Annotated in this window: 21 protein-coding genes and 4 pseudogenes; 6 read left to right on the top strand and 19 right to left on the bottom strand. The window is 55.4% G+C overall.

Going from position 1 to position 18,546, the window contains the following annotated elements:
• Window position 1: 1 nt before the first annotated feature.
• Both CXF97_RS03060 and CXF97_RS03055 read right to left on the bottom strand, forming a co-directional pair.
• The gene (locus CXF97_RS03060; RefSeq protein ID WP_017335986.1) at window positions 2-412 is read right to left on the bottom strand and encodes a putative toxin-antitoxin system toxin component, PIN family; all 411 of its coding nucleotides are present in this window, start codon (window positions 410-412) and stop codon (window positions 2-4) included.
• Window positions 412-651 carry a ribbon-helix-helix domain-containing protein gene (locus tag CXF97_RS03055; RefSeq protein ID WP_017335987.1) on the bottom strand — a complete coding sequence of 80 codons (240 nt, stop codon included), beginning with the start codon at window positions 649-651 and terminating at the stop codon, window positions 412-414. The genes CXF97_RS03060 and CXF97_RS03055 overlap by 1 nt, the downstream gene beginning before the upstream one ends.
• Before the next feature lie 201 nt (window positions 652-852).
• Here CXF97_RS03055 and CXF97_RS03050 point away from each other — a divergent pair.
• Window positions 853-1,008 (top strand): annotated as a pseudogene (locus CXF97_RS03050) (recombinase family protein); the annotation flags it as partial.
• A 299-nt stretch (window positions 1,009-1,307) separates the two neighbouring features.
• Here the strand turns inward: CXF97_RS03050 and CXF97_RS03045 are convergent.
• Window positions 1,308-1,394 (bottom strand): annotated as a pseudogene (locus CXF97_RS03045) (AAA family ATPase); the annotation flags it as partial.
• A gap of 192 nt (window positions 1,395-1,586) precedes the next feature.
• Between CXF97_RS03045 and CXF97_RS03040 the strand changes: the two are divergent.
• A complete protein-coding gene (locus tag CXF97_RS03040) occupies window positions 1,587-1,916 on the top strand; it encodes a four-helix bundle copper-binding protein (protein WP_032489165.1) in 330 nt (109 codons plus the stop codon).
• A gap of 185 nt (window positions 1,917-2,101) precedes the next feature.
• Here the strand turns inward: CXF97_RS03040 and CXF97_RS03035 are convergent, their stop codons facing one another.
• Genes CXF97_RS03035 through CXF97_RS02995 form a run of 9 tightly spaced genes read right to left on the bottom strand, consistent with a single transcriptional unit; the run spans window position 2,102 to window position 6,454 of the window.
• The gene (locus CXF97_RS03035; protein WP_003458515.1) at window positions 2,102-2,371 is read right to left on the bottom strand and encodes a hypothetical protein; all 270 of its coding nucleotides are present in this window, start codon (window positions 2,369-2,371) and stop codon (window positions 2,102-2,104) included.
• Window positions 2,361-3,992 (bottom strand): IS66 family transposase, encoded by a 1,632-nt coding sequence (locus tag CXF97_RS03030; protein ID WP_004423346.1) that lies wholly within the window; start codon window positions 3,990-3,992, stop codon window positions 2,361-2,363. Before CXF97_RS03030 ends, CXF97_RS03035 begins: the two co-directional genes overlap by 11 nt.
• 28 nt (window positions 3,993-4,020) lie before the next feature.
• A complete protein-coding gene (gene tnpB / locus CXF97_RS03025; protein WP_004423345.1) occupies window positions 4,021-4,365 on the bottom strand; it encodes an IS66 family insertion sequence element accessory protein TnpB in 345 nt (114 codons plus the stop codon).
• Window positions 4,362-4,652, bottom strand: a complete 291-nt coding sequence (locus CXF97_RS03020; RefSeq protein WP_004423344.1) for a hypothetical protein — start codon at window positions 4,650-4,652, stop codon at window positions 4,362-4,364. The genes tnpB and CXF97_RS03020 overlap by 4 nt, the downstream gene beginning before the upstream one ends.
• Before the next feature lie 40 nt (window positions 4,653-4,692).
• Window positions 4,693-5,064 carry a hypothetical protein gene (locus tag CXF97_RS03015; RefSeq protein WP_023294894.1) on the bottom strand — a complete coding sequence of 124 codons (372 nt, stop codon included), beginning with the start codon at window positions 5,062-5,064 and terminating at the stop codon, window positions 4,693-4,695.
• Window positions 5,061-5,387, bottom strand: a complete 327-nt coding sequence (locus tag CXF97_RS03010; protein WP_000091614.1) for a hypothetical protein — start codon at window positions 5,385-5,387, stop codon at window positions 5,061-5,063. Before CXF97_RS03010 ends, CXF97_RS03015 begins: the two co-directional genes overlap by 4 nt.
• Before the next feature lie 23 nt (window positions 5,388-5,410).
• Entirely contained in the window at window positions 5,411-5,746 is a 336-nt protein-coding gene (locus tag CXF97_RS03005; RefSeq protein WP_000741275.1) for a hypothetical protein, read from the bottom strand.
• A gap of 14 nt (window positions 5,747-5,760) precedes the next feature.
• On the bottom strand, window positions 5,761-6,096 hold the full coding sequence (locus tag CXF97_RS03000) for a helix-turn-helix domain-containing protein (protein WP_001172026.1): 336 nt from the start codon (window positions 6,094-6,096) through the stop codon (window positions 5,761-5,763).
• Window positions 6,077-6,454 (bottom strand): type II toxin-antitoxin system RelE/ParE family toxin, encoded by a 378-nt coding sequence (locus CXF97_RS02995; protein ID WP_003151133.1) that lies wholly within the window; start codon window positions 6,452-6,454, stop codon window positions 6,077-6,079. The genes CXF97_RS03000 and CXF97_RS02995 overlap by 20 nt, the downstream gene beginning before the upstream one ends.
• 191 nt (window positions 6,455-6,645) lie before the next feature.
• On the opposite strand from CXF97_RS02995, the gene CXF97_RS02990 reads away from it, so the two are divergent.
• The 4 genes and pseudogenes from CXF97_RS02990 to CXF97_RS02975 all read left to right on the top strand — a co-directional run bounded on the left by CXF97_RS02990 (window position 6,646) and on the right by CXF97_RS02975 (window position 11,735).
• Window positions 6,646-7,248 carry a recombinase family protein gene (locus CXF97_RS02990; RefSeq protein WP_010465829.1) on the top strand — a complete coding sequence of 201 codons (603 nt, stop codon included), beginning with the start codon at window positions 6,646-6,648 and terminating at the stop codon, window positions 7,246-7,248.
• Window positions 7,232-10,261 (top strand): Tn3 family transposase, encoded by a 3,030-nt coding sequence (locus tag CXF97_RS02985; RefSeq protein WP_010465834.1) that lies wholly within the window; start codon window positions 7,232-7,234, stop codon window positions 10,259-10,261. The genes CXF97_RS02990 and CXF97_RS02985 overlap by 17 nt, the downstream gene beginning before the upstream one ends.
• A gap of 31 nt (window positions 10,262-10,292) precedes the next feature.
• Window positions 10,293-11,060, top strand: a pseudogene (locus CXF97_RS02980) (recombinase family protein); the annotation flags it as partial.
• A 15-nt stretch (window positions 11,061-11,075) separates the two neighbouring features.
• Complete coding sequence (locus CXF97_RS02975; protein WP_371918360.1) at window positions 11,076-11,735, top strand: TraX family protein; 660 nt, start codon at window positions 11,076-11,078, stop codon at window positions 11,733-11,735.
• A gap of 1,211 nt (window positions 11,736-12,946) precedes the next feature.
• On the opposite strand, the pseudogene CXF97_RS02970 reads toward CXF97_RS02975, so the two are convergent.
• The 7 genes and pseudogenes from CXF97_RS02970 to CXF97_RS02945 all read right to left on the bottom strand — a co-directional run.
• Window positions 12,947-14,009, bottom strand: a pseudogene (locus CXF97_RS02970) (replication initiation protein); the annotation flags it as partial.
• A gap of 198 nt (window positions 14,010-14,207) precedes the next feature.
• On the bottom strand, window positions 14,208-14,360 hold the full coding sequence (locus CXF97_RS28705) for a helix-turn-helix transcriptional regulator (protein WP_371918366.1): 153 nt from the start codon (window positions 14,358-14,360) through the stop codon (window positions 14,208-14,210).
• A gap of 551 nt (window positions 14,361-14,911) precedes the next feature.
• The gene (locus CXF97_RS27900) at window positions 14,912-15,409 is read right to left on the bottom strand and encodes a hypothetical protein (RefSeq protein ID WP_157830852.1); all 498 of its coding nucleotides are present in this window, start codon (window positions 15,407-15,409) and stop codon (window positions 14,912-14,914) included.
• Between the two features lie 344 nt (window positions 15,410-15,753).
• The gene (locus CXF97_RS02960) at window positions 15,754-16,086 is read right to left on the bottom strand and encodes a hypothetical protein (protein ID WP_101155969.1); all 333 of its coding nucleotides are present in this window, start codon (window positions 16,084-16,086) and stop codon (window positions 15,754-15,756) included.
• Window positions 16,087-16,302: 216 nt separating this feature from the next.
• The gene (locus CXF97_RS02955; RefSeq protein WP_371918365.1) at window positions 16,303-16,779 is read right to left on the bottom strand and encodes a hypothetical protein; all 477 of its coding nucleotides are present in this window, start codon (window positions 16,777-16,779) and stop codon (window positions 16,303-16,305) included.
• Between the two features lie 117 nt (window positions 16,780-16,896).
• On the bottom strand, window positions 16,897-17,328 hold the full coding sequence (locus CXF97_RS02950) for a hypothetical protein (protein WP_060408902.1): 432 nt from the start codon (window positions 17,326-17,328) through the stop codon (window positions 16,897-16,899).
• 121 nt (window positions 17,329-17,449) lie between these two features.
• Window positions 17,450-18,517, bottom strand: a complete 1,068-nt coding sequence (locus tag CXF97_RS02945) for an SAVED domain-containing protein (RefSeq protein ID WP_101155953.1) — start codon at window positions 18,515-18,517, stop codon at window positions 17,450-17,452.
• Window positions 18,518-18,546: the final 29 nt, after the last annotated feature.

The raw sequence follows: 18,546 nt of genomic DNA, 5'->3' as shown, positions 1-18,546 counted from the left end.
ATCACAGTACCTCGGCGCAGAACACGGCGGGGGTGACAATCCGCGTGCGTTCGATATGTCCGCGCTGCAAGAGGCCTGCGCGTCGATCACCGGTTACTAGGTAGTCCGCATTGCCCGCCAAAGCCATGGCCAGCAGAAAAGAGTCATCCGGATCATCGGCTTCAACCTCAATGGTCAACCGCTCCAATACCACGGCGCGTTGCAGGTTATTGATCATGGCCCCCACTTTGGCAGGCTGAAGGATGGCCTGAAGCTTGGGGTAACGACTGGCGCGACGAATTTCGTCGAGCTGTGCCCGTGAAGTCACCACCTCGAAGCGAGCTGAACGCCAGGCCCGATAGATCGCATCAGGAGACCCATGCGGTGAGATCAGCGCACTGAACAGAATGTTGGTATCCAATACAACCCGCATCAGCGCTTACGCGCCCAGTCGAGCGCTTCTTCAACCGCTTCGGTCAGTTCGGCCTCACTCAGATGGGCATTGGAAACCTTGGCCTGTTCGGCGCTCAGCTCCAGGATGTGTGCCCGCACCGCTTCTTCGATGAAGCGCGACAGGTCGCCCTTACGGCCACCGCCTTGGCTGGCCAGAAACATGCGAAGCGATTGGTCGGTGTCGGTGGAGACGGCGACGTTCCAGCGAGTGGTATTCATGACTTTTTCCAATGTTAGGTGTTTATGTGTTTATACACTCGATCCTCACTGCGCCGCAACGGTTCGATAAAACCCTCGTTTTATAGAACTTTAACGGAAGACCTGCCCAGCTCCGAGTTAGCCCATATTATGGTTTTAAATACTGGTATCGTTAATCAAGGTTCTATTTTCAATTTCTCTGTTGAGTAAACGGTACTTTTGATGAAAATTGGCTATGCGCGGGTGAGTACTCGGGATCAGAACGCCGACCTCCAGATCGATGCTCTGACAAAGGCAGGGTGCGAGCGGATCTATCAAGACGTTGCCAGCGGCTCAAAAAGCGCACGTCCGGAACTGGACAAATTATTGGTTCATGTAGGGGTTGTAAGCCGGAAACCCAGAAATTTCCGTCAGCCGATCAACATGGCTTGTCTCGCGCTTGGTCGATGAGTTCCTGCATCGCCCGCATGACTTCTTCGTGGGTGTATGTTGGCGCTGATGGAAAATTGACCCTGCCGATTGAAATTTGACCCAGGGCGGATTGCTGATTTTGTTACCAGCAACTGTGGATAAGTCTACCAGCGCAGCTGCTGTTGCCCCCACTCCTTCGCTAGCCCAGTTCAGTTGTTTAAGACCTGCCACACGCAGCCATGTAGCAGGCCGTCGTCGCCATGAAATCAGAACGGCTCATCGTCCTCCGGTTCCTGGCTGCCCTTACGCTTTCGCTCCCGTGATTTGATCTTGGCCTGGGCCGCCAAGCTACTGACTGCCACATCGCCACCAACTGCGCCCGCAGAGCCCCGGTGCGGTTGGATTTACCTTACAACATTGTAATGAAGTTTTTCGAAACGGGCTCGGTAGGAGCGTGTCATAATTCAGTGTCTGCTAACAGGCTGATGAGCCGTATCGGTCAGTAGGCACCGACGACATACAACTATCGAACCCTGGAGAACGCAATGACAAACTCAATGTTCGCTTCCTGTATCCAAGCTTGTTCGAACTGCGCCCTTGTGTGCGAAACGTGCGCCTCTGCTTGCCTGCGTGAGGATGACGTAAAAATGATGGCACGCTGCATCGAGCTTGACCGCGACTGCGCGGACATTTGTAGGTTGGCCGCCATACTGATGAGTCGCGAAAGTGATTACGCTAAAGAATTTTGTGCCCTTTGCGCCAAGATCTGCCGTGCATGCGGAGAGGAATGCGCGAAACATCAAGTGGATCACTGCCAAGAGTGTGCCAAAGCGTGCATGAAGTGCGCTGAAGAATGCGAGCGCATGGCTGCGTAACATTCGCGACTTGCTGCTCTGGCAAAGCTCGTCATCTCGTTGCCAGAGCAGCTTCGCCGGAATGACCTTATATCCCAGCATGTGCAGTTGAAGCTAAGCCAGCTGACTTGCTAGCAGAAAAGGCCTAGATATCCGCTGGCCGAGCTCACCCAAACCGTAAGCGTTCATTCCACGACGTACTGGACTTACTTTACGTCCCGAAGGGGCCTTAGCAATTCCGGTGAGACCTTGTACTGTTTCGTGCCGTTCTCGGCCAGGACGATCACGCTCTTGCGGTTGATCTTGGTGACGATCCCCATAGTCAAGCCAGTTCGGCTTTCGAAGGTCACCTTCAGCCCCACGTGCAGCCGACTCAGCGCCTGCAGGTTTTCTTGATCTTGCAGTTCATCAATGCGCCGGCAGATCATTCGGTTCAGCTCCAATAGCTGATCGATGCTCATGTCTTCAATGCGCATGGAGGGTGCCCTTTGGCTGTGCGGTCTGTCGATCAGAATGGCGCGGATCGATCAGCGAGCGTAACGGATTATCGGCGAACCGGGTCTTCCAGAGCCGAGGCGTCAGGTCAGCGACCTTGCTGGCCGGGTGCTGACTGATGCGCTGCAGCACGTCCACCAGATAGGTGTACGGGTTGATGTCGTGCAGTTTGCACGTAGTGATCAGGCTCTGGATGATGCCCACGTGTTCCGCGCCGAGTTCAGTCCAGCAGAACAGCCAGTTCTTGCGTCCCATGGGAATGGGGCGCAGGGCCCGTTCCAGGTGGTTGGTGTCTGGCTGGACGTCTGGGTCTTCCAGGAAGACGGTCAGGCTGGCTTCACGGCTGAGCACGTAGTTCAGTGCTTTGGTCAATAAATCACTGGGCAGCAGACCGCCCTGTGCCAGTTGATCCCGGCACCATTGGAAGAAGTCGCTGACCACCGGCTTTGAGTGGAGCAGCCGGTACTGGCGTTTCTTTTCGCCGGTCAGTTGCTGGACGCGGATCTCTTCTTCGTTGGTGTATAGCTTGGCAATCTGCTGAAGGGCTTCGGTGGCAGTTATCGGGTGGTCCTTCTGCGCCTCAATGAAGTAACGACGACTGTGCACCCAGCACTGCGCGTGGATGATGTTCTGCTGTGCGGCGGCATAGCGGGCATAAGCAGCATAGCCGTCACTGATCAGAGTTCCGCTGAACTGTTCGTTCAGTACCTGCTCGATATGGGCTCGGCCTCGACTGTTCGAGTAAGTGAACACCACTTCATCGGCATCGCCGTATAACGGCCAGAACCAGCCGGATTTCATCTTGCCTTTTTGTGGGCCTGCCCGACCCTGGTGGCCAGCTTTAATCGGCGTCTCATCCATCGCCAACACCCGGCTGCGCAGAACATTGTCGGTCTGGGCATCCACGATCGGCCGCAGCAGATCAATAGATCGCTTGATCAGATTGGTGAGGGTGCTGCGGCTGAGGGTAATACCCGCTTGCTGGATGCGTTGGTGTTGGCGATACAGCGGTAGGTGAAACTGGAACTTGTCGACCATCAGACCCGCCAACAAGCTGACGTCGGCCAGGCTGTTGTCCAGTACGTTGGACGGGGCCGGCGTGGTCACGGGCTTGTCGCTGCCCTTGCGCCGAAATACGGGGCGTTCCACTTGCAACACCACGTAACTGGACGTCCGCTGGGCCAGCCGATAGGTCGTTTTGGTGCCAAGGATGTCGTACTGGTCGGCGTCGGGGCCGCTTAGCTCCGGCGGCAGGTGTTCAACAACTTCCACTGGCACGTCCGCTGTAAAACGCAGACCCGTATCGTTCAGGCAGTCGTCGTCCCGCTGTTTCTTTCCGGTGCCTCGCTGATAAGCCCGAACCGGGCGTTTCTCCGCATCGAGAGGCTTCTCCGGGCTAGCCGCATCATTCGATTGGAACAGGCCGCCCTGCTCCGGGAGGTCATACACCTGCTTCTCGGACTTGGGGCCGAACAGCTGCTTCTTGAACCAGTCCAACTGCCGCTGCATGACCTGTAGCTGCTCACGCAACAGGGCATTCTCCTCGGCCAGTACCGAGTAGGAAGGGGCGTTGGAATAGGACGCGGAAGCCATTGAATTCATGGCCGATATTATACCGGAACACAACCCGCTACGTGCCCCGAAAACGCTTGAACTGACGGTACTTTTGCACCTCGATACCGTCAATCAGCAACTGGAGATCAGTCAGGTTTAAGGGGCGCTGTCCCGAAGAAGACGGCCGTACCCGGAACTGCCCCTGCTCCAGTCGCTTGGCCCACAGGCAGTAGCCCGTGGGCGTGAAATACAACATCTTCATTTGGGTCTTGCGACGGTTAACGAAGACAAAATACTGCCCGCTGAGCGGATCTTGCTTGAGTTGATTGCGGACCAGAGCGCTCAGCCCCCGGAAGGATTTGCGCATATCCGTGGGCTCGGTGCACAGCCAGATCCGGGCCTGGCTATCCAGACCGATCATCTGATCTGGCTCAGCCTTAGCTCAACACCATTACCCAGGCTCAGCACGATATTCCAGCCGCTTCCGGGAGAGGCCGAGTCATCCATCAGCGATGACAGATCCAGGAAGCTGGCATAACCAGAATCCGCAGCCTCACCGACCGGCTGACTCAACAGGCGCTTGCGCCAACTACAGAAGCTGGCATAACCGAGTTTGTGCTCCTTGCAGAACTGCGTGGCCGACAGGCCGCTGTCACGCTGCTGACCGATTAGGACTTGCCACTGTTCTGCGGTGCGGTGTTTTCTCATGGGGTTGTAAGCCGGAAACCCAGAAATTTCCGTCAGCCGATCAACATGGCTTGTCTCGCGCTTGGTCGATGAGTTCCTGCATCGCCCGCATGACTTCTTCGTGGGTGTACGACTTGGCGTTGGGGTCGTCGGCCTCTCGGAGAGCTTCCTCGACCTCGCGGGTCATCCGCGCATATTCTTCCGGCCACAGCGCTTGCTCCATGCGCAGCGACGCCTGCCCAAGCAGGTGCAGCAGGCCGAACAGCCGCATGTCATTGGTGGCGACGACGTGCTCTCGAATCCGCTCCTGGATCACCTCGCAGGCCCGATGCGCCTCTGGCGTCGCCGTGCCCTCGTAGCCGGCTGGGAGTTCTGCTTCTTCAGCGATTCGCGCCCAAGCGATAGCCAGCGCCTCGATGGTGGACAGGTTCATTTGCTCATCCACTTGCGCAGCAGACGCTTTTTCAGGGAGGCGCGCTCTTGCGGATTGCGTCCCTTGTGGTTGGCAATGCGATCCGCCGTGGCGGCCTGGCGCTTGATGGGCCAGTAGGAGCGGCCATCCTTACCCATCGACCAGACGTTGCTGACCTGGTTTTCCAGTAGAGGCAGATGGGCGCATAGAGCTTCCGGCGACGCGCTGGCCAGCGCGGTGCGCTCGTGGGTTCGCCAGCGCTGATGCCAGAGTTTCTTGTCCTCGCGCTCGCTACGGCAGGTCGTGTGCCCAACGATGGGCGTTTTGCGGCGGCTGCGGCTCATGATGTGGTTGTCTCCAAGAACATTCAGGACAGGCTTTCTGGGTAGAGCGCCGTCAACCGGGACAGGGTTTCTTGCACTTGTTCCAGCGAGGTCATCAGATGATCAACCTGATCCTGAAGATCCACGGCGAGATCAAATAGCTCAGCCACTCGGCTGCGTGATCCCTCGTTGAACGCGGCCATTGCCAGTTGATGCAGCTTCAACAGGTCGGTGCGCAGTTGCGGAGGTGCGCCGTCTGCGCTGTCATTCAAATCGCCGCGCAGCACGTCCACGGCATCGACTGCACGCAGCAGTGCCGTGGTATCGAAATTCTCGGGAGTCAGTTCGTCCCATTCGTCGTCGGTGATGCGGGCTGCCATCAGGAGAGCTCCGATTAAGCGGTTGCGAGCGTTAGATGCCCGATCGGCTCGGCTGCTGGCCGTACCTTGATTTCGATGTCGTAGCCGAGGCGATTCAGACAATCCATCAGCTTGCGTTCGGATAGATTGGTGAAGTCGCCGCGCATCATGCCCGACACCTTCGGTTGCGGGATGCCCATGCGTTTGGCCGCCGCTTGTTGAGTCAGCCCAAGGGCGCGCATGGCCCTCCTGATCTCGACCACCAGGCCGGTCTTGATCTTGAGCTTTTCAGCGTCAGGCAGTCCAAGGTCGGCAAAGACGTTGCCCGAGCTGCGCTGAACCTCGACGCCTTCAATGATTCGTTTTTGCATTTCGTAGCTCCTGTGCCAATACCTCGGCCACCTTCAGCCGAGCGCGGATGATGTCCATGTCGGCCTTTGGCGTGGCGATTCCGCTCTTGCTCTTCTTCTGGAAGCAGTGCAGGACGAACACCGCTTCCGCAAACTTGACCGTGTATACCGCTCGATAGGTGCCGCCGGCATCGTCTTCGACGACCTCCAGCACGCCGGCACCACCGAACCCCTTGAGCACCTTTGCTGCGTCATCCTGATCGCCTATCTGCGCCAACGAGAGCGCGTAACCGAAACGGCGACGCACGTCGGACGGCAACGCCATCAAATCCTTGTGGCTGCTCGCGATCCATTCGAGCGGTTTTTCTTTGTTTGTCATGACGGAATTTTATACCTGTTCAGGTAATGATGTAAACGCGGCAACCTCAAGGAGGTGTCGTAAAACATTTGTTTTGCGACAGGCTGTCAGCCGCCGCTGTGCTACCTGTGCAACACCCCCTCAAAAATGTACGGAAAACTCTATCGCTATTCACTATTATGCGGAAACCTGTTTTTGATGGTTATCCGCCTATGTTGGTTGGCTACATGCGCGTGTCGTCGGACTCCGACCGCCAGAGCACGGACTTGCAGCGCGACGCGCTGCTCGCCGCCGGCGTCGATCCGCGTCACCTGTTTGAGGATCGTGCCTCTGGCGCGAAGGATGACCGTGCCGGCTTGGCGCGGGCGCTTGAGTTCGTTCGAGCCGGCGATGTGCTGGTGGTGTGGAAACTCGACCGGCTCGGTCGCTCGCTGTCGCACCTGCTCGCCATTGTGACTTCGCTCAAGGACAAGCGGGTGGCGTTCCGCTCGCTGACAGAGAACCTGGACACTACGACGCCCTCGGGCGAATTCCTGTTCCAGGTGTTCGGTGCGCTCGCGCAGTACGAGCGCGCCTTGATTCAGGAGCGCGTCGTCGCGGGCTTGGCCGCCGCACGCAAACGCGGCCGGATCGGCGGCCGGCCGCAGGCGATCACTGGTGAGAAGCTGGACGCCATCGTCGCCGCGCTCGATGGCGGCATGTCTAAGGCGGCGGTGTGCCGCAACTTCAATGTCAAGCGCACTACGTTGATCGAAACATTGACGCGAGCAGGTTGGCGTGGTGCGGGAAGGACGGTCGATGAGCAACAAGAATAAGCTACTCACCGTCTTTTCTGACGCAGAGCAGGAAGCCTTGTACCGCCTACCGGACTTCGACGATGCTCAGCGGCTGGAATACCTGGCGTTGGCCGAATCTGAACTGGCGTTCGCCAGCAGCCGGCCTAGCCTGCAGGCCCAAGTCTATTGCGTCTTGCAGATCGGCTACTTCAAGGCCAAGCATGCTTTCTTCCGCTTCGATTGGCATGAGGTCGAGGACGATTGCGCCTTCGTGCTGAGTCGCTATTTCCACGGCGAAGCGTTCGAACGCAAGGCGATCACCAAGCATGAGCACTACAGCCAGAGGGGTCAGATCGCCGAACTGTTCGGCTACCGGTCGTGGGCGGCTAGCTTCCTGCCGCAACTGGCACAGCAGGCTGAACAGATCGTGCGGCGCGACGTAATGCCAGGATTCGTGGCCGCCGAACTGATCGTTTGGCTCAGCGAGCACAAAATCATCCGGCCCGGCCACACCACCTTACAAGAGCTGGTCAGTGAAGCCCTGTCCACCGAACGCAGGCGCTTGGGCGGCTTGCTGGCAGAAGTGTTGGACGAATCGGCCAAAGCTGCGCTGGGCCAGCTCCTGGTGCGTGACGACACCCTGTCTCAACTGGCAGCGCTCAAGCAGGACGCTAAAGATTTCGGCTGGCGTCAGATGGCAGGGGAGCGCGAGAAGCGCGCCACGCTGAAGTCCTTGCACGGGATCGCCAAGGCGCTGCTGCCCAAGCTCGGCATCTCGCAGCAGAACCTGCTGTACTACGCGAGCCTGGCGAACTTCTATACCGTCCATGACCTGCGCCACCTGAAGGCGGAGCAGACCCGGCTCTACCTGCTGTGCTATGCCTGGGTACGTTACCGGCAGCTCACCGACAACCTGGTCGACGCGATGGCCTTCCACATGAAAAAACTTGAGGACGAGAGCCGCACGGGTGCGAAACAGTCCTTTGTCGCCGAACAGCTGCGACGCCATCAGGAAACGCCGCAGGTTGGCCGCCTGCTGTCGCTGTACGTGGACGACAGCGTGGCCGATCCGACGCCGTTCGGCGAGGTGCGCCAACGCGCCTACAAAATCATGTCCAGGGAATTGCTGCAAAACACGGCGCAGCGCATGAGCGTCAAGCCACTGAACAAACTGGCGCTGCACTGGCAGGCGGTGGACGGCCTGGCCGAACGCATTCGACGCCATCTACGGCCGCTGTACGTCGCGCTCGACTTCGCCGGCACGGCCCCCGATAACCCATGGCTCGCGGCGCTGACTTGGGCCAAGAGCGTGTTCGCCAAGCAGCAGCGCCTATCACAACGGCCACTCGACGAATGTCCGGCGGCAACGCTGCCGAAACGCTTGCGTCCGTACCTGCTGATGTTCGATGCCGAAGGCACGCCGACAGGCCTGCATGCCGATCGTTACGAATTCTGGCTTTACCGTCAGGTCAGGAAACGCTTCCAGGCGGGCGAGCTCTACATTGACGACAGCTTGCAGCACCGGCATTTGTCCGACGAGTTGGTTTCGATGGACGAGAAAGCCGCCGTGCTCGCGCAGATGGACATCCCCTTCCTGCGGCAGCCGGTCAGTGCCCAGCTCGATGCACTGGCGGCCGAGTTGCGTGCGCAATGGGTGGCGTTCAATCGCGAGCTGAAACAGGGCAAGCTGACGCACCTGGAATACGACAAGGACACGCAGAGACTGACCTGGCGCAAGCCCAAGGGGGAGAACCAGAAGGCGCGCGAGCAAGCTCTCTACGAGCAACTGCCATACTGCGATGTCGCCGACGTGTTTCGCTTCGTCAACGGCCAGTGCCAGTTCCTGTCGGCGCTGACACCATTGCAGCCACGCTATGCGAAGAAGGTAGCCGACGCCGACAGTCTGATGGCGGTGATCATTGCCCAAGCCATGAACCACGGCAACCAGGTTATGGCACGTACCAGCGACATCCCGTACCACGTCCTGGAGAGTACCTACCAGCAGTACCTGCGCCAGGCGACGCTACATGTGGCCAACGATTGCATCAGCAACGCCATCGCCGCACTGCCGATCTTCCCGCATTACTCGTTCGACCTCGATTCGTTGTACGGTGCCGTTGATGGGCAGAAATTCGGCGTCGAGCGACCAACTGTGAAGGCGCGCTACTCGCGCAAATATTTCGGCCGCGGCAAGGGCGTCGTCGCCTACACGCTGCTGTGCAATCACGTGCCGTTGAACGGCTACCTGATAGGCGCACACGAGTACGAGGCTCACCACGTGTTCGACATCTGGTACCGCAACACGTCGGACATCGTGCCGAGCGCGATCACCGGCGACATGCACAGCATCAACAAGGCCAACTTCGCCATCCTGCACTGGTTCGGACTTCGTTTCGAGCCGCGCTTCACCGACCTCGACGACCAGTTGCAGGAGCTGTATTGCGCCGATGATCTGGCATTGTACGAGAAATGCCTGATCCGGCCGGCTGGCCAGATCGACCGGCAACTCATCGTCGGTGAGAAGGCGAACATCGACCGAATCGTCGCCACACTGGGCCTGAAGGAAATGACGCAGGGCACGCTGATCCGCAAGCTGTGCACCTATACGGCGCCGAACCCGACGCGGCGCGCAATCTTCGAGTTCGACAAGCTCATCCGCAGTATCTACACACTGCGCTACCTGCGCGACCCGCAACTGGAGCGTAATGTTCACCGCTCGCAGAACCGCATTGAGTCCTATCACCAGCTACGCTCGACCATCGCCCAAGTCGGTGGGAAGAAGGAATTGACCGGCCGCACCGACATCGAAATCGAGATCAGCAACCAGTGCGCCAGGCTGATCGGCAACGCGATCATCTTCTACAACTCGGCGATCCTGTCCCTGCTGCTGACGAAGTACGAGGCAGCTGGCAATGCCAAGGCGCTGGCGTTGATCACGCAGATGTCGCCAGCGGCCTGGCGGCACATCCTGCTGAACGGGCATTACACCTTCCAGACTGACGGCAAGTTCATCGACCTGGATGCGCTCGTGGCGGGACTGGAGCTGGGCTGACGGAAATTTCTGGGATTCCGGCGTACAACCCCATGTACGGGCCGGTGATGCTGTGGTGATTTGGAAGCTGGATCGTCTAGGGCGCTCGCTCAAGCACCTGGTCGAACTGGTCGGTGAATTGGCCGCTCGTAACGTTGGCCTGCAAAGTCTGAATGACCCCATCGATACCACCCACGCGCAAGGCCGCTTTGTGTTCAACCTGTTCGCTTCATTGGCAGAGTTCGAACGTGAGTTGATTCGTGAGCGCACACAGGCAGGCTTGTCCGCTGCACGGTCACGTGGTCGAGTCGGTGGCCGCCCGAAGGGGCTGCCCGCTCAGGCGGAAGCGACCGCTATGGCCGCAGAAACGCTGTACCGAGAGGGTCGGTTAAGTGTGAGCGCCATTGGCAAGAAACTGCACATTTCCAAAAGCACGCTTTACCGCTACCTCCGGCATCGCGGCATAACGATCGGCGTACCCGCAAAAATCACCCAGCATCTCAACATCACGGTCCCACCGGCAGTGGACAATGCCGAACGGATCGCGACGGTCATATTGCGCCTGGCCGTCGAGAACAACAGCAAGTTCGTGCGTGGTAAAAAACGGGCACTGGAGAATATCGAGCGTTACTGCCTGGAACCTTACGGCATGAAGCTGCTTGAGTCGGGCAACTACGCGCTGAGCATTCCCTATCGCAACGATGAGGCACTGGATAAGACGGTACATGATCTGCTGACCGAGATCAGCCAAGAGGCCGAGATGCGTAATTGCTTTATCGAGGCAGATGCCTGGGAAGAGGGCTCTGAGCGGAGGTGGTAGGGCTTATGTTGGTTTTTGGTTCCATTGCTCCCCAAACCCCAAATCCAGGAAAATCTGTCCTCGATGCGGATTATCGGTCGACTTGCATACCCCTTATTCTGTCTCGCAATTGCGGCAAATGTTGTCCGGCAGCCAATCAGTCGTCCAATCGGATTGAAATATCTGAGTGGGATATTACTATTCGCCATCCTGAGCCAATGGCCGTATTCGAGATATTTCGATAATGGGCATTTAAACATTCTGTTCGTCATAGCACTTGGGCTAGTTATCGCTCAGGCGATGCATCATCGAACTCCCGGACTGATCTTATGCGGGGTCCTAGCCCTGATGACCACAGTCGCGCTCCGTCCTATACTGAGCTACGGCCTAACTGGAGTGTTGTTACCTACTGCACTAGTAATCGCGCTTCAGGCACGGAAGCTAGAGATTAAAATCGTAAGTTGGTCCCTATCCGCTCTCCTCGCCGCTATCGCAAATGTCGGCAGCTCGATTTTGCTGTTGCCTGATCTGCCCACGATGGATCATGCGGTTATCATCGCAGCCGCATTGGCACCAGTGCTCGGACTGACTCTGCTGCAGGTCCAGGTGCCACCGTTACGCTCCGTTAAAGGATGGCTCTACCCAGTTTATCCGATCCATTTACTACTTCTCAGCTCCCTATCAATATCGTTCTGATGCCACCTAGCAAGCGCTTGGACGTTGAGGCTTCACTAGATCGCGCGGTATCTCTTCGCCCTTCGCCTGACACTTCACAGCCTCCAGGATGCGTGTCGATGCTTGAACTCACTTCCTTCCCTTCCGGGGCCTCTCAAGCGCCTCAGGCGCTTGATCAAAGATTGGGCATGCCGCCTCGCCAGGCACGCAGATACCCCGACGATAAGCACTCCTATGGGCCGATAGCGAATACGAAAAAATCGTACGCTAAGCGTGCGGCCTGTCAGGTTGAGTCCATAGAGCTTGAAGCCTTGAGGGAATGCCAATCAAAAAGAAGGGGTCAGCATTTTCAAGGTCGCGGCCGATTCCCAGAAAAAGCCAAAGGGTCAGTGTCCGAAAGAAGTCCGGAATCGGCCCAAAACGTTATGAGAGGAAAATCGGGGGCCAGAAACGGCGAATCCCTCTCTAGGAGGGATTCTCAGCCATCGATTGCGTACGTTCGACGGGGCAGGTCGTTCTTGCGTCGCGCTAGGCGAACTGCTTTCGCAGTAACGGGGTGCGATCCTTTCGGATCCCTGTAACCACCCTATGGTACACGACTAAGTCGCAAGTTAATTATGCAAGGATCTACAAGCGTCCAAAAGGCCCATTGATCATTTTTGTTCATCATGCTTCACGCTGAATAATGGCCCTTGCCTTGTTCAAAGCTCGCAGCCACGAACTTCAACTCATAGGCCAGAGTCGCTGGCCTAGTCGGCTCACACAGCGTCTCGACCTGACAGGCCGCACGCTTAGCGTACGATTTTATCCAAATTCTGTTGGCTTCCCTTCATAGTCTCCAGGCTGCACGCCGATACTCGAACTCACTTCTTTCCCTTCTAGGGGGCATTTCGGGTTCATAGCTGTTGTCTCGGCGCTTGAGTGTTTGCACAATCTATAATCCACTGTTTGGTGTCGTCTGGATTGTTTCTGACCTGTGGTGCAGGGCGCAGCTCTGCCGGGGTCGAGAGGGGCAGAGCCCCCGGCCTCCTTGTCTACCCCCACTTCCCGCGAGTTGCTTTTCAAAGCCCACGTCAAAGGGGCGGTTACCTGATGTGCACCATAATTAACATCCAAGGTCGCGCTGGTAGGGGCCGCGGAATGATTGCATTCGCTTCCTCGATCGCTGGTGCCAGCGACGATTTGTGATTGCATGCAAGGGGATTTAGCCGCGCCCAGGACGGCTATGATCTGCGGCCGCGAGACTTCATCCAGGACGTGGCCATAGTTGGCCACCGTCTGCCGAGAGAGACCTGCAAAGCTGGCTATCGAGGCTTGAGTCAGCTTTTCACCGCGCTCCTGGAGTCCTCTGCACGCCGCTCGGATCTTCGATTCGGTAGCCTTATGCCGCAATTCGTGGGTGCGCCTGGCTGCGAGGCTCTGACGCTCGTTTAGTGGTAACGACTTGTCGAGTTCCATCGCCCCCCGGCAACATCTGGCGCTGCCCTCGTAGTGCGTCCACGTCCAACGTGCGACGGATCTGACCGTCGCTCTTACTGAGGACAGCATTAAGTCCTGGGTAAAGCCATTCCTAGCGAACTTGTTATGGTTGTGAGCGAAGGCTTCCAGTCGCCGTGTCAACGTGGCAAGCGTCCCGCGCTCGCGCTCCTGGTTCACGATGCTGTAAGCGAAATAGCGAAGCTGTTCAAACAGGATGCAGTGTCTGGAGTGCGGGAGGTCTTCCAGCTGTGGCCCCGTCTTCCAGGGCGAAACCTCCAGCTCCACATAATCGGCCAGTTCGCCTAGCTCGTAGACGTGGTTATGCAACTCTAAGGTCGACCACCACGGATGCCCTGGAGTCTTGGCGACTGGGCCGCTGTTGTAATCGGTATCGGCCTTTAAGCGCAGGGCAAAGGCGGTGTAGACCGCCTTCATGTACTGAATCGGCTTGTCTCGGGCGTTCTCAGTCGTGCAGACCGGGGGAATGGCGTAGAAAAGGTGTGAATGTCCATTATTCCTGTTCCGCACGATCAGGTTCGGCGGCGGCAGACCTTCGTCGTCCCAGGCAAGTGAATTAATGTGATCGAGGTCGAAGATCAGCCAAGACACCATCCCTGGACGATTGATCTGCATGTATGGATAGCGAATGGCGTGCTCGCGGGGGCGAACTCGCGCGGCGGTTTTGTTATCGCTACAGCGAGCCAGATACGGGGCCTCTGTCAACACTCGATTGAACACACCGCCTGGCTCAAAGAATCGGGATGGAGGTGTATCGCTAAGTGAAGATATGCCAAAACAATAAGCTATTGCCGCCATCGACCACCGCCTGATCGGCGGTGAACACGCACGCAGAATTGATGCTTGCAGATCTGCAAAGGCATATACATACTGTGTTCACCGATTGCGTTCCGCAGGTTTCCGCCAAGAAATCAGCTGCTGAACGTAATTAAGGAAAGGCCCGCCTCGCGCGGGCTTTTTTTATGCCCGTTTTTGCGAGGCGTGTCGTTGCTGCGCCTAAAACTCACAAATGTCTGCGAGGTTCCAGCGAATTGCGCGACCGAAATGCAACGGCTGTGGAAAGGTGGGATCGTTCTTCGATAACCGATAAAGCGTTGAACGTGAAATCTTAAAGATTTCGCAAACCTGCTCAGTAGTTTGAATTTGCATCGCATATGTCTCGTTGTCGAAGCCTGTGACGCTGATCATTCGCGACACGAGCTGACACGTCAATCCGTCTAAAATTAACTCTAACTCACTGATTTTCTGGTTATTTTGCTATCGGAATTGCATTTGCATACATTTATGCAGAGCTACAGCTAGTTATCCGAACACAAAATTAATAAATAGAATTAAAAGTAAATCTAATATACTCAATCGATCTAAATAATACAGATGGGAAGTTAATTTGAGTATCACGCGTATTGGCCATTGCCGACAGGCGATGAGGCGCGAGTTGTACCTGATCCTCGGCCTACTCGACTTGCCCGAGACGTAATCCAACAAGGTTGTGGCGGCGCTCTCCCTCAAGAAAGCCTGCTGCCGGTCGCAGCATGGGAGCCTGATATCAAGACGTTGCAGCAGGTACCGCGCTGATTGAATTGAACAAGCAAGGTTGTCCGATCAAGCCCTTCTGCCTGATGCAACAGGCAGATACCTGAATTGGCTCACTGGCCGCTGATGGTCGTCATCAGAAAACATTGAATAAATTCGAGCTTACTTCATGTGTACAGAGCCGCCCCCCCTAATGCTTCATAGCAGTAATGAAGCTCTTCCAAAAAATCTTCTCCCAACTCAGGAAAGCCATCGACATAAGTATCTCTTCCACAAATCTTGAATATATTATAGTTAGGCAAACCACCAATACACCCAATAGAAACAGAACTAAAAGGTCTGCAGTAAATTATCTCAGAATTTAGATAATCATCTTCAATAAAATTATATTGATCTGCTGTTATATCTACTGACACACCCTGAACCTCAATCCAATAGTGAGATATCGTATTATTACCGCTGTGATCGCTCGCCACTCCATACACGCCATGCACTGTGATCGACGGCCACTTCTTTAAGACATGATAAGAAAACACCAAGGAAGCCAACTTGCAACTCATGATCGGAAAGTCGATGGTTATCAATGGAGTTGTTTTTCTATCGCACAGCTCCAATGCTCGTCTAATCTTTTTTGCCTCAGTTACTATTTCATCAATGCTTGGCACATTTATGACTCTATGCGAATACATTTTAAACGTATGGAAACATCAGCTAATCCTTAAAATGGAGCGAGCCCCTTACCTTCCCAAAGCCACAATGGGAGCCATTCCGTTATCTCACTGCAGGCTACCAAAAGCTCGTAGCTTTAAGTGACATCATGAAGGTCCTCCTGAACGGCCACGAGGAATCGATTTCTGCCTGTCGCCACCGTCAGATATGGGGCTTGGGACTGACGACCAGTTAAGCATTGAGATTTTGGAAAAGGTGATGGGGTTAAGCCGCCCGCGATACGACTACCGTCCCCTGATGTTTGAGCCTCAATCGACACGAACCACTCGGGAGTGCCCACTTACATCGACTTGACCGACACCACTTCCACAAATCTGAACTTTTTTCTTGCCGCTTTAGTAGCTTCTTGCTCTGCCATTAGGGAACTTAGAGTATCGGCCTCATGTACCATCTCGTGCATCTTACCTTCAAATTCATTTCCAACCCGCAGCGTGACTCTCAGCCTGGGCGTAAAGCCTATTGGGACTTTCTTTATCTTCGCAGCCTTCACCGGTTGCACGATCACGACATCCGAGACCGTGTTTTGTACGTGCGAGTTAATAGCCGGCGCAGGGGACTCAGAACCACCGAATAGCGCCCGGCGCATCTCTTCTTCCGTCAATTCTGTATTCATACCATTCTCATCAGGGCGTTATGTATAACTTGACCGATTCTATCAGCATGGCCGGCCTCTTTGTGCCCCTAAGTCAGACCTGGAAGAGGAGGCCACCAGATATCGGCGAGCGTCTGCGTCTGGCCATCTGCTGTCTATCGTGGCGGGTAGCTGTCGACCAGAAGCGGCCAAACCATATTTTTAGCTACGCTTAGCCAGGTACTGAGATTCCTGATTTCAAATAGGTCTTTCCAACTCAAAATGCCCATCAGTTGCAGCACTGGTGTAATAGTTTCCAGCCAATTGAGTAACTCCTAAAGCGGAGAGTTTCAGATTGGCGGAACCTTCATAGGGTTCTCGCGCCTCAACATCGGTTTTCTTTGGTACCACACGATAGAAATAGAAGAACTGAGCGCGCCCTGATTCAGGATCCTTCTTGGGCACGATAGCTAGAGTCTGTGATTCTGATTCTTCTGATAGTACTTCCATGCTCATACTCAGCCAAGTCTGCTTGATCACAGCGCTAGCGCAAACCAATCCACTTTTACCGTTATTGCGGTAGTGAATCTTCATTTCCCACACGCCATTGAGATCAGGGAAAAGCCAAGTATTCAGAATAGGAAAGCGTGCCCATATTTTTCTCCAACCCCAGTAAAAGAACCCCAGCAACATCAGATTCAGAAGACTCCCTCCGCGCAAAGCTATAGTTAACATATTGGCCGCATAATCCGGGCAGAATGTGCTTAGCAGCCAGTAGACCCCCGAAACACAAAGGCAGTAAAATATGGCAACAAATCCGATCACTCTTAACGGATATATCATTAGAAACATTTAATCACTCTCAAAAAAAACTTCATACCCATGCCTAAAAATCACGACTCCTACCGATTCAGTCGAAATCCCGCACAAATGAACGCCTGGTAGTGTGGAACCGAATAAAGCAGCAATGTAACGCCCACCAAAATTCCGTTTTCTGTTGACGACAGCTGCCTCTACTATTGGCGGGGAGAAGTACTGTGAGAGCGCCACTAGATCTAGTTCTGGCGTGAGTACATGGAAGCCATCGTGGAGATCACTTCCAGCTCTAGAGAGTTCGGCCAAAGTTATGGCTACATCCTTTCTCTTCGGTATGGAGACTTCTAGTCTAAGCGGAAAAGTGGGGAGCTCAGTGTCCGGATCGCAGACAATCACACCCACGCCCGTAAAATCATTGCCAGCCAAGGACCTAGCGCGGCGGAGCACTTCTGCCAATTCATTAATCATGGGGCATTCCGCATTTCTTTCCTGTCAACGATACCACTCCTGTTTTAAGTCATTTGAATTGCGCAGAGTCCATCCACGAAGAGCCGCTTACGCCATCACTACCGGTATTCGCCCCTTGAAACTATCGTCGCGTCAACTCAGCATAGGGCAATCCTGCCACCGGCATCCGAACCGCCCAAGGAAATCGTTTGGGATCGCTCTGCTCATATTGGTTAACTTCGATAAGAGGAAGATTACGTTTGTCGTAGAGCGTACCCAATCGCAGCGTGAGACTCGCGGGTGCCGCCAGAAATAGGGAGATTTCGGTGACACCTTGTTGAGCCAGAGACATCACAGTATTTATGAACTGCTGCGCGAGCTGCTGCTGCTTCGTCTCGGACCAGTGCGAACTGGTGTTACGCCCTTCCAGCTCCAATCTGATGATCGGAACGCCAGTTTCAACAATACGTACATCAGCCTCAAAGACATCGTATGAAGCAGACACGCAAAGCGCCACTCGCTTCACAGCCGAGTTGGCAGCATCCAGCCCTGTAACAATGAAACGATTGCCATCATCTTCATCAGCAAGCGCGCGCCACGCATGCTGGGTCCGATCCCAATCCATGATGAACGTTCGGGATTCATCGTCGACAATCACGCCGAGTAGAAAAAGAAATGGTACCGGAGCGAGCCCTCCGAGCACGAAGGAGATATCCGACCTGTCCAACCCATCACAACGTCGAGCGATATCATCGGGCAGACTAGCAAGGCGGCGTAGTGCCGCATCGGGGCTGGCGATTTGACCATCTACTATCCCTTGCCTTAGATCAACTATCACCTGTTCGCGCCGTCCCGGTATTGAGGAAGGAACTGCCGATGCCAATGGCTGCCCCTGCCAATCTCGCAACCCTCTCGCCTCAACGACGATGGTTTTCTTGCGACTCTCCTGACGGATGTCGCGAATGATCAGCACTGCTCCCAATAGGACGATAAGGCTCGCGATAACGAACACCCCCCAACTTAACGCGCCAGTACTGCCAGCCGAGTCCCAGCTGAATATAAAGGCCCCCTGTGATGTGGGTATCGTTACACCGACTGTCAGTCCTACAAGAACAACAGCTAAGACAGGCACCCCAACTCTTACTAGTGTTACACCCACTGACCGTCGCCGAAAGATCCAATCAATTAATGACCGCATGAAATAGCTCATCAACTTTATTACTCCAATATATCGACTGA

Source organism: Pseudomonas sp. Choline-02u-1, assembly GCF_002836515.1.
GTDB lineage: Bacteria > Pseudomonadota > Gammaproteobacteria > Pseudomonadales > Pseudomonadaceae > Aquipseudomonas.
This window is presented reverse-complemented; position numbering and strand designations above follow the sequence as displayed.

Coding starts and splice junctions, on each gene's coding strand:
- CXF97_RS03030 (WP_004423346.1), bottom strand. CDS start 3,992: ATGAATTCAATGGCTTCCGCGTCCTATTCCAACGCCCCTTCCTACTCG.
- CXF97_RS02985 (WP_010465834.1), top strand. CDS start 7,232: ATGAGCAACAAGAATAAGCTACTCACCGTCTTTTCTGACGCAGAGCAG.
- tnpB (WP_004423345.1), bottom strand. CDS start 4,365: ATGATCGGTCTGGATAGCCAGGCCCGGATCTGGCTGTGCACCGAGCCC.
- CXF97_RS02955 (WP_371918365.1), bottom strand. CDS start 16,779: ATGTTAACTATAGCTTTGCGCGGAGGGAGTCTTCTGAATCTGATGTTG.
- CXF97_RS02990 (WP_010465829.1), top strand. CDS start 6,646: ATGTTGGTTGGCTACATGCGCGTGTCGTCGGACTCCGACCGCCAGAGC.
- CXF97_RS03020 (WP_004423344.1), bottom strand. CDS start 4,652: ATGAGAAAACACCGCACCGCAGAACAGTGGCAAGTCCTAATCGGTCAG.
- CXF97_RS03000 (WP_001172026.1), bottom strand. CDS start 6,096: ATGCAAAAACGAATCATTGAAGGCGTCGAGGTTCAGCGCAGCTCGGGC.
- CXF97_RS02945 (WP_101155953.1), bottom strand. CDS start 18,517: ATGAGCTATTTCATGCGGTCATTAATTGATTGGATCTTTCGGCGACGG.
- CXF97_RS03060 (WP_017335986.1), bottom strand. CDS start 412: ATGCGGGTTGTATTGGATACCAACATTCTGTTCAGTGCGCTGATCTCA.
- CXF97_RS02960 (WP_101155969.1), bottom strand. CDS start 16,086: ATGAATACAGAATTGACGGAAGAAGAGATGCGCCGGGCGCTATTCGGT.
- CXF97_RS02950 (WP_060408902.1), bottom strand. CDS start 17,328: ATGATTAATGAATTGGCAGAAGTGCTCCGCCGCGCTAGGTCCTTGGCT.
- CXF97_RS03015 (WP_023294894.1), bottom strand. CDS start 5,064: ATGAACCTGTCCACCATCGAGGCGCTGGCTATCGCTTGGGCGCGAATC.
- CXF97_RS03010 (WP_000091614.1), bottom strand. CDS start 5,387: ATGAGCCGCAGCCGCCGCAAAACGCCCATCGTTGGGCACACGACCTGC.
- CXF97_RS03055 (WP_017335987.1), bottom strand. CDS start 651: ATGAATACCACTCGCTGGAACGTCGCCGTCTCCACCGACACCGACCAA.
- CXF97_RS03035 (WP_003458515.1), bottom strand. CDS start 2,371: ATGCGCATTGAAGACATGAGCATCGATCAGCTATTGGAGCTGAACCGA.
- CXF97_RS28705 (WP_371918366.1), bottom strand. CDS start 14,360: ATGCAAATTCAAACTACTGAGCAGGTTTGCGAAATCTTTAAGATTTCA.
- CXF97_RS03005 (WP_000741275.1), bottom strand. CDS start 5,746: ATGGCAGCCCGCATCACCGACGACGAATGGGACGAACTGACTCCCGAG.
- CXF97_RS03040 (WP_032489165.1), top strand. CDS start 1,587: ATGACAAACTCAATGTTCGCTTCCTGTATCCAAGCTTGTTCGAACTGC.
- CXF97_RS02995 (WP_003151133.1), bottom strand. CDS start 6,454: ATGACAAACAAAGAAAAACCGCTCGAATGGATCGCGAGCAGCCACAAG.